Genomic DNA, 14,940 nt, shown 5'->3' on the forward strand with positions numbered 1-14,940 from the left:
GAATACATCTGCCCGTAATGATACACGCGGGGCAAAAACTATTTCATTCGGCATACGCGGCACGCCGCGTCCGTACAAACCAACCCCTAGGGCGGCAACATCATTTCCGCATCCCACGCCCGGGCGGCAACATCATTTCCGCGTCCCCCAACCCCCTAGGGCGGCAACAAATGTTAAATTTTTCACCCGGCAGCAAATTTGAACCAACTTGAACCAAATCCGACAGCCCTTGATTCCCTCCAACCCGCTAAATTTGCACCGTCCTTTAATATCATTTGTGTATATATCCTTTAGCTTAATATTGAGATAATGACATTCGCTGACCGACGGTGATCACTGCGCGCTATGTTTTACAACATGGTTTTCCCATTTGAAGATTTCTACCGTCTTAGTGGGCATTCTTCGAGAAAAGAGCTATATTTGCAATTGGTTTCGCCAATCGGCGGTCCGCATGCCGACCAGCCCGGATAGAGTTTCGGGCCTATGCCGGACGAAACCACGCAAAAGGCATCTTGCCGAAAGTTCTCAATTTCGAAATCGCCAAATCAGTAGAAACAACAGACGGACTCTCGACGAAGAATGCCCGCTTCTCTATATCCGCATATATCAGGTACATAGCCTGATACAATACAGGTATGGACGTGGGGCTGATTTCTTCAAGTCTTGTTTGTTAGGGTGTTTGGCGATACCTGAAATTGAAGGACGTGAAGCAGATCTGCCTCACGTCTTTTGCGTATCTAATACCCATCCCGGCCGAAAGTGAGGGACGGCCGAACATGAAAAAAATCATGCTTTACAGAATCACAGTCAAACAAAACAGAGTGAGCAACGGAATCCGTCTCGACAAAGGCATGTCCGTGGATGTCGTGACCAACTCACTCACCAACCCGGTAACCACAAACGGTGGCCAGCCCGTCATCGACGCATTCATGCGCATCTACGGTGTCGATATCAAAAAGGCCGGTGCCCTCAACATGGTATATCTCGATTGCCAACGAATAAATTAAAAACTAATCATACTTATTTGTCAATTACAATTAATCATACCGTTACTAATTCCAAAAGATTGCAAATAACGATCTTAGACAGCAATGAAGCAATATTATCACATACTTCTACTTATAATTTCAACACTTCTTTTAGCGACAAGCTGCATATCCTCCATCGAGGGCTCATGGGTAAAATCCAACGGGGATGGGACACGTATGTGGCTTTCCAATACTGATCCTACTCTAACGTATCAGTGGAAAGGAGAAGTATTTGACTCCGTGGCACATGGCAACGGAGTGCTACTTATTATCGACAACGGTACAGTAATTGAGGAGAAGGCTGCTAAAGCCTATTATGGGGCATTGGTTGAAACCGATATCGTCAATATCTCCGACAGAGAAAATTATGTCGGAGAACTGAATGAAGACAGATTCCATGGTTATGGTGTCTATAATAAAAATGGAGAGATCTATATAGGTAACTTTCAGCATGGAAAGCCTCATGGATATGTAGCATGGTATAAAAACGGAAAACCTTACTATCTCGGCATGTGGGCTGATGGAAAATTTCATGGAGAAGGTACTCTGTATAAAGAAGATGGCTCTATAAAAAGTGGAGAATGGAGTAATGGTAACTTAACTCAAACTCTTGTTGATGTCCAACTGGACAACGGACATTACAACGGCTACATCAAGAACAACCAACCGGATGGTATCGGGAAGATGGAATATGCCGATGGTTCGGTATATTCTGGAAAGTGGAAAGACGGATCATACAACGGATCAGGAGTATATATTAATGGCACAGATACAATTGTTGGAGATTGGGAAAATGGAAAAATCTGCGGAACTATAATCTATCGTACCGACAAATTCTTTTATGAAGGTTCAATGTTTGAAAACTTTCCAACTGGAATAGGAAATCTGACTGTTGAAGGAAACTCGTTTTATACAGGAAACTGGGTAGATGGTAAACGAGCTGGTATTGGTGACTTATATTTTGCAAATGGAGACAGCTATTCCGGGGAATGGGACAATGATCAATTCTCGGGCAATGGCAAATATATTTATGAGACACAAAAAGCTTCTTATGAAGGAGAGTGGCTCGATGGTCTGCAGAATGGTCAAGGATATTATCGGAGTCCGGAGTTTGCGTATCAAGGCGAATGGGAAAAAGGATGGATGGACGGAGATGGTACTCTCGTCTTCAAAAATGGAGATAAATACGAGGGGACTGTCCATGAGAATCTAATTGATGGAATAGGAACCTACACCTTTAAAGATGGGAATTTTTATGAGGGTGAGTTCGTTGAAGGACAGATGTCCGGACTAGGTATATTCCATTTTAAGGATGGTACTACTTTCGAAGGAGAGTTCTTAAATGGTAAAATTTATGGTGATGGCACTCTAAATCTTGTCGAGAATGGGGAAGTAGTGAGTATAACTGGTTTTTGGACACCTAATAGCAAATTTCCAACTTCGGCAAGTATTTTATTCCCCTCCGGAGACCTTTACGAGGGTCCAATTGTTAATGGGTTTCCAACAGATGAGGGAACATGGACTTCAGCAGAGGAAAGGACGAAAAATATTGATAAAGTTGAAAATACATCGATTCATAAGGCGAATGAACTCTATAAGCGTAACCGAGAGACAATCAATTGGTACATTACGGGTGCAAGTGCAATCGTGACCACCATAGAAGTTGCTTCAGCAAGTACTGTTGTGTTAGCCCCGGTAGCTGCTGTTTTACAAGTTGTCAATACGGCAATTAACATAGTTGATGCCGAAATGGCAATTGGTTCTGCAGCAATAGATGCCGGAGAGGCTTATGCTCTTGGAGAAGATACTTCGGAACATTTGAAAAACTTAGGCACAGAGGTTGCACTAAATATAGCACTGATTGCCGTGCCCAAGGCCGCAAAAGCCTTAAAGCCTCTTGGAAAGCCTCTTAAAAATGTTTCACGAAGTGCTGTTGCAGCACTTGGGTTCAAATTAGCAGGTAAACATATTGCTAAGGAAACGACAATTAAGTTTATAAAAGGGAAGGTTTATGGCAAGGCTATTAAGCTAAGCGTTGTAAATATTAAAGGTGGTGCTAGAAAGATTGAAAGATCGTTGGTACGGAATAAATATACTCGTAAACCAATGATTGCCGCCGGACGAATTCTAACTGGAATAAAACATCAAACAATCTCATATAATGGATACCTCAATTCTCTTAAACGCAATCCACAATTAAAGGAGCAACTAGTATTGTCAGCTGAAGGAAATTCTACGAATTTGGGTAATAATATGCGATTGTTAGGAACTGATAAGTGGGTTCATAGAAATGAGAGGATTAGACGATATTTGGGTTTTCCTAAGAGACAGGTTGAACCACACCATATTATCCCATCTAATCCAACAACAGAGTCAGGACGTAAAGCCCGTGAAATATGGACTAAATATTTTGGGTCTGTAGATCACCCATGTAATGGCATATGGCTTGGCCGAAATAATAAGAAATTAGGATATTATGGCTTGGCTAAAGGATCAAACCACAGCCCCAACTCTACTAAATATGAAAAGGAAGTTGCTGATACACTAATAAATACATATAAAAAGTATCAGCAAAAATACGTAAATAATCCTGAGATGATGCAAAAAATATTGGCTGAAACAGTCGATAATCTTAAACAAGGTTTATTCAAAGGACGCTTTGCAATAGGCAACCGTTCTCATGAAGTACATACAGTATTAAGTATATTCAAACAAAGTAAAGGAGTAGCGACCGAAGCCGCCCAAACTTTACTTAATCCACAATTATCACTAGCCATATAATTTATGAAGTTATTTAAGATATCCACAGATTACAATTATGCGCTGGCAGACATAGCTGAATCGTATGATGCCACGGATTCTCTTATACTTACATCCGAAACTACCGAATTACTTAAAAACTTCCGATATGACTGGATTACTGAGGACTCAACATTAATTCCTAATATAGCAATTATTATGTCTGAGTTGTTTTGCTTAGATGAAAAAGCCGTTACAGAGTTGAGACCATATTTGTCTGATCTAATCCTTTCCGCAATATTGATAAGGAAAGATACATTTTATTCCCTATCAAACATACCTATTCTGAAAGGTTCACTTAATCTCAAATCGAGTAAGATTAAATACTTCAGTACAGGGGATATAATGGATGTTACAAAACCGGTATTCAATGAGCAAAATTACCCCAGCCTTTTTAAAACTGAAGAGCTAATTGGCAGTTTCTTCTGTTCCGAAGATTTAATGAATACTATTACTGCCAATAATCTTACTGGCATATTATTTGAAGAATGCAAAGTAAAATCGAAATTTTGGTGAAAAACAATCATAATAATCATATATATGGAAGATTCTAAAAAAACAACACAACATTCTCAAGCTCAAAGTAGCGTTGAGTGTGGAAAGTGTCATAAACCGGTGGCACAGAACAATGGACAAATGAAGAATGGAGAATTAGTGTGCAACGATTGTCTTGCAAAGTCCAAACGTAATAAACTGATTACCGCGTGCGCAATCATCATCTGCTGCATAGGAGCTGGAATCGCTTGGTTCTATGTAGCGGGACCTGATAGACGAACAGCCTTAGGCTTCGATGGTATTTCTGAAATTAATGACTCACTTAATATCAAGGTGGACTCTATTAAAAAGGTTGAATTTAATCTTTCCTCAGCTATAATTACAAGTGCACCAATATCAACACAAGCCCCAGTAAGTAATATCGAAGACTTCAAACGCATTGTAGCGCAAAACGTTGATGCGGCCAAATCTGACAAAGCTAATATCTTGAGTATTCCTATTTTGGCGGTTCAATTCGGATTTAAGTCGTCTGCTATCAGTACAGATGCTTATAACCTGATTAAGGAGATTATAAGCCTTTACAATCAGACATCGAAGGAAAACGAGATCGTTGTTGAAGGATATGCCTGCAATATCGGAGAAGATGCTCCTAACGATTATATTTCTCACGAGCGTGCCGAGGCCGTCAAAGCTGCTTTTGTCGAAAATGGTGTGGATGCGAGTAAAATCAAAACTCAATGGTATGGCAAATCCAAAAATTCAGAGTTCAATCTCCCCAAAAACGAAGATTATCGCCGAGTGCTGATAAGTATAAAATAATCTCTTTAAATTGAAATCTCAAATCTATAGTATTAACTGATCTAAAAGTCATTTCAATGGATTTATCCGCAAAATTTTCTCTCTACGACGTACTTGCCATGATAATCCCCGGTGGGATTATCATGGCAGCCATTATTTTATTATTTAATCCAGATCTATTCCAAAATGAATGTACAACGTGTTTCATGAGTAATATCACAATCAATGATCTTGGTATCATACAATCCGTGGTTTTATTATCAATTTCTTATGTACTAGGTCTCTTAAACAATTGGATAAGTGATGGAGTGTTCCGAGGTTTTAGAAATAATCATGAAGCCATTGAAAACGAACTGCTAAGAGTTTTACGCCACAATGAAAATATATATCTCAAAAGTCATGGTGTAAATCGGGATAGGCAGACAAAATCACAGGTCAAAAATCTATTGATAATAATAGGTAAAGTTTCAAAGAATATTATGATGGATTGGCTTAAGTGGATTCCATGCATAAAAAAGAACAATATGGGTAATCACACTGTGTATCATAGTCTCTACTATAAACTTTATGACCGAAAACTTTTAGGTGCCATTCCTTTTATTGAGTCACAAGTAGCATTGCTTCGCAACTCATTAATACCACTCGTTGCCTTAATAGTTGCATTCTATATTCACTGTGAGGATACATGTCTCCTATGGTCGCTATTAGTCGTAATACTATTATATATCACCATGATTCAGCGACAAAACAAAATTTACCGGCTCGTTTGGGAATCAGCAAATTATTTAGAACTATAAATAGATTTTTAATCCCATCCGACAGGCTTTCCACACCACTCATCCCACCCCTGAACTATACTCCAAAAGTTAAGACAAATTTTTTGGAGATCACTTAACTTCGATTAAAAGGAGAATTTAAGAGGATAGATATCGAGAGTGAGCCTAATTTCTAATCCAACATATTGACATGGAAAATTATTCATCTCTTCAGCGACAGACCGGGTGGTCGGATGCGATCTTCAAGGCCATCGGCTCCAAGGAGGAGGCCATGATATATATCAAGGCCGGCCTTGTAGAGAAAATCGTCAATGGCCGCCCCACCCTCACCAATCCGACCATCGACGGGAGGGCTTTCAACTGCCGCAAGGAATGGCTTAAAGAAAAGTTTGCCGACTATGACCGTTGGAAAGACTGGAACAATGCCGACCTCATGGGCGAAGGCTTCCCCCCGCGTGATGAGAACGGCGATCCCTACGAGCTCCACCACATAGGGCAGCGTCAGGACTCGCCCTTTGCCGAGCTTACCTACTGGCAACACATGGCCGACGGCAATAATCCCATCCTCCACCCCAAACGCGAAAGCGAGATAGACCGTCAGCAGTTCGACCACGAGAAAGCCGCCCACTGGATGGCCCGTTTCAAAGATTTCAAGAACTGCTACTGACTCGCGCAGGGACTAAAGTTTATGTCGAAATAACCAAATCTTCGGTTGCAGGGTCAGTGCAAGCGCAGGCCCTGCAACCGGGTTTGTTTTGACACCGCCTCCCCCCACTACGGACATCAACCTGTTATGCATCCCCCACAGGCCAGAACCGGCCGAAGTGTTAAAATTCCGACCGGACGGCCAATCTGAACCAACTTGAACCAAACCGCACCCTCCCGCATTCCATCGGGAATGCTAACTTTGCACCGTCCTTAATATAAATGTGACTCCCACACACCCAACAGAGCCCTGTCTCTTTTTTCCTTGACCGAAATCCATGAGGGTGTGGCGGGTCAACCGGATCACAGCTTGCATTTTTCCGCCACACACCTGTCTAATAAACCAATCACACATAACGAAGCATGAGCAGCACTGCATATCCTACCGGCCAATCCATCGCCACGCAGGCCGACGACATCACCATCACTTCACTGGCCAACGATCTGAAACGGATCGAGGCCGAAATGTTGCCCCAACTCGACGAGCTTCAGGCCAAAATACCCGAAATCTACAACGGCTATGCCTCACTCATCCGTGAGACCGTCTCCTCAACCCTCAATTACCTTTCGAGCGACTCGCGGAGCGCGTCCAAGATTGCGATAGGGGCTGAGATCGCGGCCCGGAGTCTGGAAGCGTTCGGGCAATGGAAAGCCGCAAAGAAGCACAACGAATTGCTCGACCGCCACATCACCCTCAAAAAGATGATCGCGCAAAACTACATGGCCAAGATCAGCCGGCTGCTCACCGAGGCACGCCGGAAACTCGACACGTCCCGCAGGCTCCTCGACAAATCGGCCACTACGAACTATTCCTTGGCCGATCTTGACTGCGACAGGACGCGCCGTCTCTCCGCCCTGACCCTCCGCCATCTCGACCTCTACCGCACAAACCTCTTTCTGGTAGAACTGGCGATGTATCTCGACAAGGAATACCGCAGTTGGGCGGCCGGACGGCATACCTCCGGAGCGGAGATGCCGGACTACTATGCCGTCAACGGCCTGATCATGAATCAGCTCTTCACCGAAGAGCCTTTTAAAGCCATCGAACGCTGTGCCGACAGTACCGGTTATCTCTCGGGAGCGGAAATCATGCTGCTGTCCGACCCGCAGCTGTCGCTCTACGCACTGAAGGATTCACTCTGCACGATCTCACCCGAAAACGCGTCGCCGAGCGTCCGCGTGCTCATAACAGGCAATCCGGGCTTCCATCACTACACAGCCGTCACCGATGAGATGGTCAGCCATGTGGGTTACGACCCCGACGGCGGAATCTCGTTCGCATTCCTGCTCACGGTGATCGCCATAATCGCGCTCTGCATTTTCTACCTGTCGGGGGCATGGTGGCTCAGGACCATCATCTGTATCTCCGGACTGTCGGCAGCCTACAAGATCTTCAATAAGAACTATTTCAAAGCAAAGCTCCACCACTGCGAGAAAGGCCGGATGATAGCCTCCGACGCCGATGACCAGATAGCCCGCAGGTGCGGCAAGATCGAGCAGCCAAGCTTCGACTACGAGCGGAAGAACGCCACCACAGCTTTCCTATCCACATTTTTCGCACGCTAAATGACCTGATTATTTCACCTCAATCACATTTCACTTATCATGAACACTTATCCCTCCAACGAAGAGTTACAGCAGATAGCCAATTCAAGCCGCCCGGTGACCATCGACGACATACACACCCTCGCCGCCTACTCAAACAGCATCGTCGAGCAAGTGAGCGGTACGGTCAACAACGTGGCTTGCAAGATGGCCGAGATCCGCCATACGGCCGCACAGGTCGAGCTGCAGTGCGCACAACTCGAACACGCGTTCGACTGCCTAATGCTCAAAGCCCAGCGCGACATGAAGATCTACGAGCAGTCATTGCCCATCCTCGAAAAGCAGTTCAACTTCTGCCAGTCGAGGCTCGACAAGCTGATGGACCGCGCCGTCGATCTCATCTGCGCCGACGTCTCGGATGCGTCGCTCACACGACAGGAAACAATGATGTCGCTCATCGAAATGACCAACAATTCACTCAATAACCTCATAGCCAAACTCATCCCGTCCTACTGATCATGACGACATACGCAGCCATACGGATGCGCGCATTCTCGCAATTCGCACTCCTCATCGCCATAATTTTCGGGATCGGCTATTTTCAGGGAAATCATATCTCGCTTTTCGGCGGCAGTGACTCGCATTCCGTCAAAACAGAAACTCCGGCCACCGAGAAAACCGAAGCATACACCTCCACAGCCGAGGAAGCTCCGGCCGCAGAAGCTCCGGCCTCCGAGGAAACACAGCTGACGAGGCTCGCCGCCACCAAATCGCCGGCCTACGACTATCCCGACATGAAATTCGGATCAGATGAAGCTTGGGACGACTACCTGTCATCATCCCGCGCCAAGAACCTCAAGCTCTACAAAGGTGTCGGCCACATTGCCGGTCAGGACGTAAGCATGGTTTTCGGGCTAAGACCTGACGGCACCATGATAGGCCGCTACCGCCACTCCAACGGAACGCAGCTCGACGTCAACGGCTACGTCTCCTCTTATGGCGACCTGTACATCCATCTCGGACATGCCTCCGAGCGTTCCAACTGGCATCTTGAACCCACCGAATCAAAATCGACCACCGACCGCTATGTCTATGACGGCACTTGGGGCCGCAGAAACAAGCCTTCCCGGATGGCCATCACACCTGTAAATTAACACATATATTCAGATCATCAGGTCACCATCCGTGACCGACCGAAATCAATACGCATCAAACTATGGGAAATGTTATCCAACCCGTCGATCTCTCTGAATACAAGGAACACATCAAGGATGTCAATGAGTATATCAAGGAAGAGCAACGTCAGGCCGAGGAACTGTCCGAATCCGCGTCGTTCAACCTCGTGTATATGGCTAAAAAGTATGACGACTGGTTCCTCGATCCGTTAGTCGGATTCCTCATCCCCGGCGTCGGCGATCTCATATCGTCCCTCACCATCCTCCCCGCCATTTACGTGGCCATATTCAAGCTGCACTCGCTGAAACTCACCATCGCCATAATGACAACAGCACTGCTGGACCTTCTGGTAGGATGGATACCAGTGTTGGGCGACATCGTGGATGCCTTCTACAAATCCAATAAAATCGCGGCGCGCCTGATCGTCGGCTACGTCGAGGATGATCCGGAGACAATGAGTGAGATCAACAAGCGCGCGACCACCGGCGTGCTGATCCTCGCCGCTGTCGGCTTCCTCCTCTATGTCGCCTACAATCTCGTGATGAGCCTCTATCACTGGATAGTCGGCCTGTTTGCCTGATCAATCACATTTTTAGCAATCATCCAAACATCACACCGCAATGAGAGTATTCATTTCATGGCTCATCGCCAATCTCGAAATAGTGGGAGCGATCATCCTCCTGCCGTTTATTTGGTACTTTATCAGCAACCACACCATCGATCCCGCATTTCAGGCCAAGCCTATGTGGATTAGATTAGCCTTGGCTTCCTTGATAATCGCTTTTATGGGATCGTCACCCACAGAGGGCACGTTAGGCGACGTAATCAACCTCTGCATGTCGATAGCCGGAGCAGGAGTCATCATTCTGATGCTCTCTCACGGCAGCATCGGTCAACTGGTCATCGGGGGAGTCATCGGTATAGTCTGCGGTATCGCCACAGCCGTGTTCACCGCTACCAACTTCTATGATCTGGTTTCGCTCCGCTGGCTCTACTCAAACAGCGCGACAGCCAAATTTGAAGCATCGGCCCTCTATTCGTTCAGCCGGTTCTGCATCGCTTTCCACATCGGAGCTTATGCCTATGCCCTGACGTTCTGATCACGAACTCTTTTAAGAGTCACACTTATTCTCAATATTTTAGCGGCCTGACTTTTTTCGGACATCCTAACTTTTCCGATCGCTAATACTATAAATTTGCAAGCCGGATGTAAGGAGGCATGAAGACTCCCCCTTACATCCTTTTTCCATTCCTGCTGCCCGCCCTTTCATCCACCCGCAGATGCCCTCCAGTGTCTTCAAACCATGTTTTTGGCCTGTTTTTGTAATTATTAATGGTGGGATAGCTAAATTATTACAAAATAATTGTTAACTTTGCAAAATCCGCGTAAACACGCGCGATGTCACTCCACAAATTAAGCTGCAAAAACGAAGATTATACTACACAAGCTGAAATATTAGACAATTTATGAATCCAATCAAAAAAACCATCGAGCTGCCTGACGGTCGCACCATCACACTTGAGACCGGCAAACTCGCAAAGCAAGCCGATGGAGCGGTAGAACTGCGCATGGGCAACACTATGCTCCTTGCGACAGTCGTAACGGCCAAGGAGGCCGGTGAGGGGGTCGATTTCATGCCCCTTCAGGTAGAGTACAAAGAAAAATTCTCATCTAACGGACGTTTCCCCGGCGGCTTCCTCAAACGCGAAGGCCGCGCGAGCGACTACGAAATCCTGACATCCCGCCTTGTTGACCGTGTGTTGCGTCCGCTTTTCCCTGACAATTACCATGCCGACACTATCGTACAGGTTACAATGTACTCATCCGACGGCGTGGATATGCCCGACGCTCTTGCTGGTCTCGCCGCTTCGGCTGCCCTCGCAGTGAGCGATATACCTTTCAACGGTCCTATCTCTGAAGTGCGCGTGGCCCGCATCAATGGCGAATTCGTCATCGATCCCACCTTCGAGCAGCTTGAGAAGGCCGATATGGAACTCATGGTAGGTGCTACCTACGACAATATCATGATGGTCGAAGGCGAAATGAACGAAGTTTCTGAAGCCGACCTCCTCGCAGCCCTCCGCGCCGCTCACGACGCCATCAAGGTGCAGTGCAAGGCTCAGATGGAGCTTGCCGAGGAAGTAGGATCGACCGTCAAGCGTGAATACTGCCACGAAACAAACGACGAGGAACTCCGCAAGGATGTCCGCGAGAAATGCTACGATAAGGCTTACGCCATCGCCAAGACCGGAAGTGCCGACAAGCACTGGCGTCAGGAAAGCTTCGACAAGATCTGCGAGGAGTATCTCGAATCACTCCCCGAAGAAGAGCGCGAGGCTAAGAAGGCAATGGTGAAGCGTTACTACCACGACGTGGAGAAAGAGGCAATGCGCCGCTGCGTCCTCGACGAAGGTATCCGTCTCGACGGCCGCAAGACCACAGAGATCCGCCCCATCTGGTGTGAGGTAGATTACCTCCCCGGACCTCACGGATCAGCAGTCTTTACCCGTGGCGAGACCCAGTCACTTGCAACCGTGACCCTCGGCACAAAGCTCGACGAGAAGATCCTCGACGACGTGCTCAATCAGGGCCGCGAACGCTTCCTCCTCCACTACAACTTCCCCCCCTTCTCGACCGGTGAGGCTCGCGCACCCCGTGGCGTAGGCCGTCGTGAAGTAGGTCACGGCAACCTCGCACACCGCGCCCTCAAGCGTATGTTCCCCGATAACTTCCCATACGTCTGCCGCATCGTCAGCGACATTCTTGAGTCAAACGGATCATCGTCAATGGCCACCGTATGTGCAGGCACTCTCTCACTCCTCGATGCAGGCGTGCAGATGAAGCGTCCCGTCAGCGGTATCGCCATGGGTCTCATCTCCGACGGTGAGAAATATGCCATCCTTTCCGACATTCTCGGTGACGAGGATCACCTCGGCGACATGGACTTCAAGGTGACCGGTACACGCGATGGTATTACAGCCACCCAGATGGACATCAAGGTCGATGGCCTCAGCTACGAAATCCTTGAGAAAGCTCTCAATCAGGCTCGTGAAGGCCGTCTGCACATCCTCGACAAGATTCAGGAAGTGATTCCCGCACCCCGCGAGGACTACAAGCCCCACGTGCCCCGTATCGTCTCCATGCTCATCCCCAAAGAGCTTATCGGTGCTGTCATTGGCCCGGGCGGAAAGATCATTCAGGGCATTCAGGAAGCCAGCGGTGCCACTGTCAGCATAGACGAGATCGCCGAAGGCGGCTATATCGAGATCGCCGCTGCCAACAAACCTTCGATCGACAAGGCTCTTGAGATGATCAATGCCATCGTTGAGCTCCCCGAAGAGGGCAAGGTTTATCATGGCAAAGTGCGCTCGATCCTTGATTTCGGTGCATTCGTTGAATTCATGCCCAACCGCGATGGTCTCCTCCACATCTCAGAGATCTCTTGGGACCGTCTCGAAAACATGGAGGCTTCAGGTCTCAAGGAAGGCGACGAGCTTGAAGTCAAACTCATCGAAATCGATAAGAAGACCGGTAAATACCGTCTCTCGATGCGTGCACTCCAGCCCAAACCCGAAGGCTACGTTGAGCGCGAGCGTGCGCCCCGTGGCGAACGCGGTCCTCGCCGTGAAGGCGACCGCCCCCGCCGCGAAGGCAACGACCGTCCGCGTCGTGACGGAGACCGTGGTCCCCGCCGTGACAACAACCACAACAATGGTCCGCGCAACTAATATCGAGCGACTGTAAAGATCCCAACAATCCATCATAACAGACTGATTAAAGCGATTTAATCACGCTCTTAGTTAACCAATTACCATACCATTGAATCAAACGCCCCGGCGAGTTCCCACACGGGAGCTTGCCGGGTTTTTCATTCAAAGTATCCCCCGACACCGGTTAGCTGATCACTCTCTTCCATCATCCATCAAACAATCATAACCCAATCATGCCGACAACCAATACCGCCGTCAATCAGCCGATCACACAGACCGACAACGTACATATAATCGTGGCCGCAGGAAGCGGATCGCGCTACGGAGGCAATCTCCCCAAACAGTTCTGCGATCTTGATGGGCGTCCGTTGCTTATGACTACGCTCGAACGTCTCCACGCAGCCACTCCCGACTGGAAACTGATAGTGGTATTGAGTGCCGACATGGTCGATGGCTGGCAGAAAATGTGTTCTGACCACGCTTTCACACTTCCTCATCTCATCACCACCGGAGGAGCCACGCGCGCCCACAGTGTCCGCAATGCCCTCTCACTCATCCCCGCCGGTTCGGATGGCTATATCAGCATCCACGATGCAGCCCGTCCCGTGATCACTCCCGCACTTATCGCTGACCTTATCGAAGGATTGAAGGAGGCCGACGGAGTCATACCAGCGACTCCGGTCACTGATTCGATCCGACAGATCGCCACGGACGGTAGCTCTGCCGCTGTCGATCGCTCGAAACTCCGCGCCGTGCAGACTCCTCAGATATTCCATGCTCGCAAACTCCTCACGGCTTACCGTCAGGAACTACTCCCGACATTCACCGACGATGCCTCTGTCATGGAAGCGGCCGGATTCACTTCCCTGCGCCTTGTCAGCGGTGATCCACGCAACATCAAGGTCACCAATCCCGGCGACATGGCCATAGCCGAACTCTACCTGCGTCTGACTGCCGACAGCAGCAACTGATCACCAAAACCACCCATCTTCATCACACACATCAAATATACATCTATAATCCAAGTCTATGAACAGTCTGCGGAGAATGGACATAAAATTCCTGCGTGGAATCGGACCGAAACGTGCCGAACTTCTTGAAAAGAATCTCGGCATACGGACCTATCATGACCTTCTCTTCCACTTTCCGACCCACTATATAGACCGCCGTTCCGTCTATCGGATCATTGACTTCACAGGCGATGATATGCCCTCGCTTCAAGTCCGAGGTAAATTCATCAGTTTCACCGTGCAGGGCGAAGGCGCAAAGACGCGTCTCGTCGGACTTTTCTCCGACGGTAGCGCAGTGATGGAAGTCGTGTGGTTCCAACGCATAAAATCACTCCGCCAGCTCTACCATACCGCCACAGAGTACATACTCTTCGGCAAACCGACTCAATTCAACGGCCGCTGGAGCATGGTTCACCCCGAAGTCGATACTCCCGAAGCCGCCTCATCGCGCGGAGGCTTCCGAGGAGTCTATCCGCTCACCGAACAGCTGCGCAACCGAGGGTTCTCGTCGCGCACATTCGCCTCCGCCGTCTCCGACATCCTCGGTGGCATCCACCAGATGGCCGAAACCCTCCCGCCGGAAATCATAGCGCAGTATCGTCTCATCGGACTGCGCGAGGCCATAATGGCCATCCACAACCCGCCATCTCCGGCCATACTCGAACAGGCACGCCTGCGCTTGAAATTCGAAGAACTGTTCTATCTGCAGCTCGACATCCAGCGTTATGCCCGCCGGCGTACGCTCTCCACCCAAGGCTTCCATTTCCCCCGGATAGGACATTTTTTCAACACATTCTATTCCCAATTCCTCCCATTCCCGCTGACCAACGCGCAGAAAAGGGTCATAAAGGAAATCCGTGCCGACATGGCCACCGGTCACCAGATGAACCGTCTCCT

The 14,940-nt window shown here is 48.2% G+C and carries 13 protein-coding genes and 1 pseudogene; all 14 read left to right on the forward strand.

Going from position 1 to position 14,940, the window contains the following annotated elements; translation table 11 throughout:
• Positions 1-788 precede the first annotated feature (788 nt).
• A complete protein-coding gene (locus tag K2G41_RS10880) occupies positions 789-1,007 on the forward strand; it encodes a DUF6140 family protein (protein WP_300118104.1) in 219 nt (72 codons plus the stop codon).
• A 198-nt stretch (positions 1,008-1,205) separates the two neighbouring features.
• The gene (locus K2G41_RS10885) at positions 1,206-3,809 is read left to right on the forward strand and encodes an AHH domain-containing protein (RefSeq protein ID WP_300118106.1); all 2,604 of its coding nucleotides are present in this window, start codon (positions 1,206-1,208) and stop codon (positions 3,807-3,809) included.
• A 3-nt stretch (positions 3,810-3,812) separates the two neighbouring features.
• Positions 3,813-4,343 carry a hypothetical protein gene (locus tag K2G41_RS10890; protein ID WP_300118108.1) on the forward strand — a complete coding sequence of 177 codons (531 nt, stop codon included), beginning with the start codon at positions 3,813-3,815 and terminating at the stop codon, positions 4,341-4,343.
• Between the two features lie 24 nt (positions 4,344-4,367).
• Complete coding sequence (locus K2G41_RS10895; protein ID WP_300118110.1) at positions 4,368-5,141, forward strand: OmpA family protein; 774 nt, start codon at positions 4,368-4,370, stop codon at positions 5,139-5,141.
• Between the two features lie 56 nt (positions 5,142-5,197).
• Positions 5,198-5,917: a hypothetical protein gene (locus K2G41_RS10900; RefSeq protein ID WP_300118112.1), complete on the forward strand. Its 720-nt coding sequence runs from the start codon at positions 5,198-5,200 to the stop codon at positions 5,915-5,917.
• 169 nt (positions 5,918-6,086) lie between these two features.
• On the forward strand, positions 6,087-6,563 hold the full coding sequence (locus tag K2G41_RS10905; protein ID WP_300118114.1) for an HNH/ENDO VII family nuclease: 477 nt from the start codon (positions 6,087-6,089) through the stop codon (positions 6,561-6,563).
• 401 nt (positions 6,564-6,964) lie between these two features.
• Positions 6,965-8,167: a hypothetical protein gene (locus K2G41_RS10910; RefSeq protein WP_300118116.1), complete on the forward strand. Its 1,203-nt coding sequence runs from the start codon at positions 6,965-6,967 to the stop codon at positions 8,165-8,167.
• A 39-nt stretch (positions 8,168-8,206) separates the two neighbouring features.
• Positions 8,207-8,662 (forward strand): hypothetical protein, encoded by a 456-nt coding sequence (locus K2G41_RS10915; protein WP_300118118.1) that lies wholly within the window; start codon positions 8,207-8,209, stop codon positions 8,660-8,662.
• Between the two features lie 2 nt (positions 8,663-8,664).
• Positions 8,665-9,300 carry a hypothetical protein gene (locus tag K2G41_RS10920; protein ID WP_300118120.1) on the forward strand — a complete coding sequence of 212 codons (636 nt, stop codon included), beginning with the start codon at positions 8,665-8,667 and terminating at the stop codon, positions 9,298-9,300.
• Between the two features lie 62 nt (positions 9,301-9,362).
• Positions 9,363-9,902: a DUF4112 domain-containing protein gene (locus K2G41_RS10925; protein ID WP_300118123.1), complete on the forward strand. Its 540-nt coding sequence runs from the start codon at positions 9,363-9,365 to the stop codon at positions 9,900-9,902.
• Positions 9,903-9,942: 40 nt separating this feature from the next.
• Positions 9,943-10,422: a hypothetical protein gene (locus tag K2G41_RS10930; protein ID WP_300118125.1), complete on the forward strand. Its 480-nt coding sequence runs from the start codon at positions 9,943-9,945 to the stop codon at positions 10,420-10,422.
• Between the two features lie 367 nt (positions 10,423-10,789).
• Positions 10,790-13,051, forward strand: a complete 2,262-nt coding sequence (pnp, locus tag K2G41_RS10935; protein ID WP_300118127.1) for a polyribonucleotide nucleotidyltransferase — start codon at positions 10,790-10,792, stop codon at positions 13,049-13,051.
• 215 nt (positions 13,052-13,266) lie between these two features.
• Complete coding sequence (gene ispD, locus K2G41_RS10940; protein WP_300118129.1) at positions 13,267-14,004, forward strand: 2-C-methyl-D-erythritol 4-phosphate cytidylyltransferase; 738 nt, start codon at positions 13,267-13,269, stop codon at positions 14,002-14,004.
• A 76-nt stretch (positions 14,005-14,080) separates the two neighbouring features.
• A pseudogene (locus K2G41_RS10945) lies at positions 14,081-14,940 on the forward strand (ATP-dependent DNA helicase RecG); the annotation flags it as partial.

This window comes from Duncaniella sp. (genome assembly GCF_029056165.1).
In the GTDB taxonomy this organism is placed as follows: Bacteria; Bacteroidota; Bacteroidia; order Bacteroidales; family Muribaculaceae; genus Duncaniella.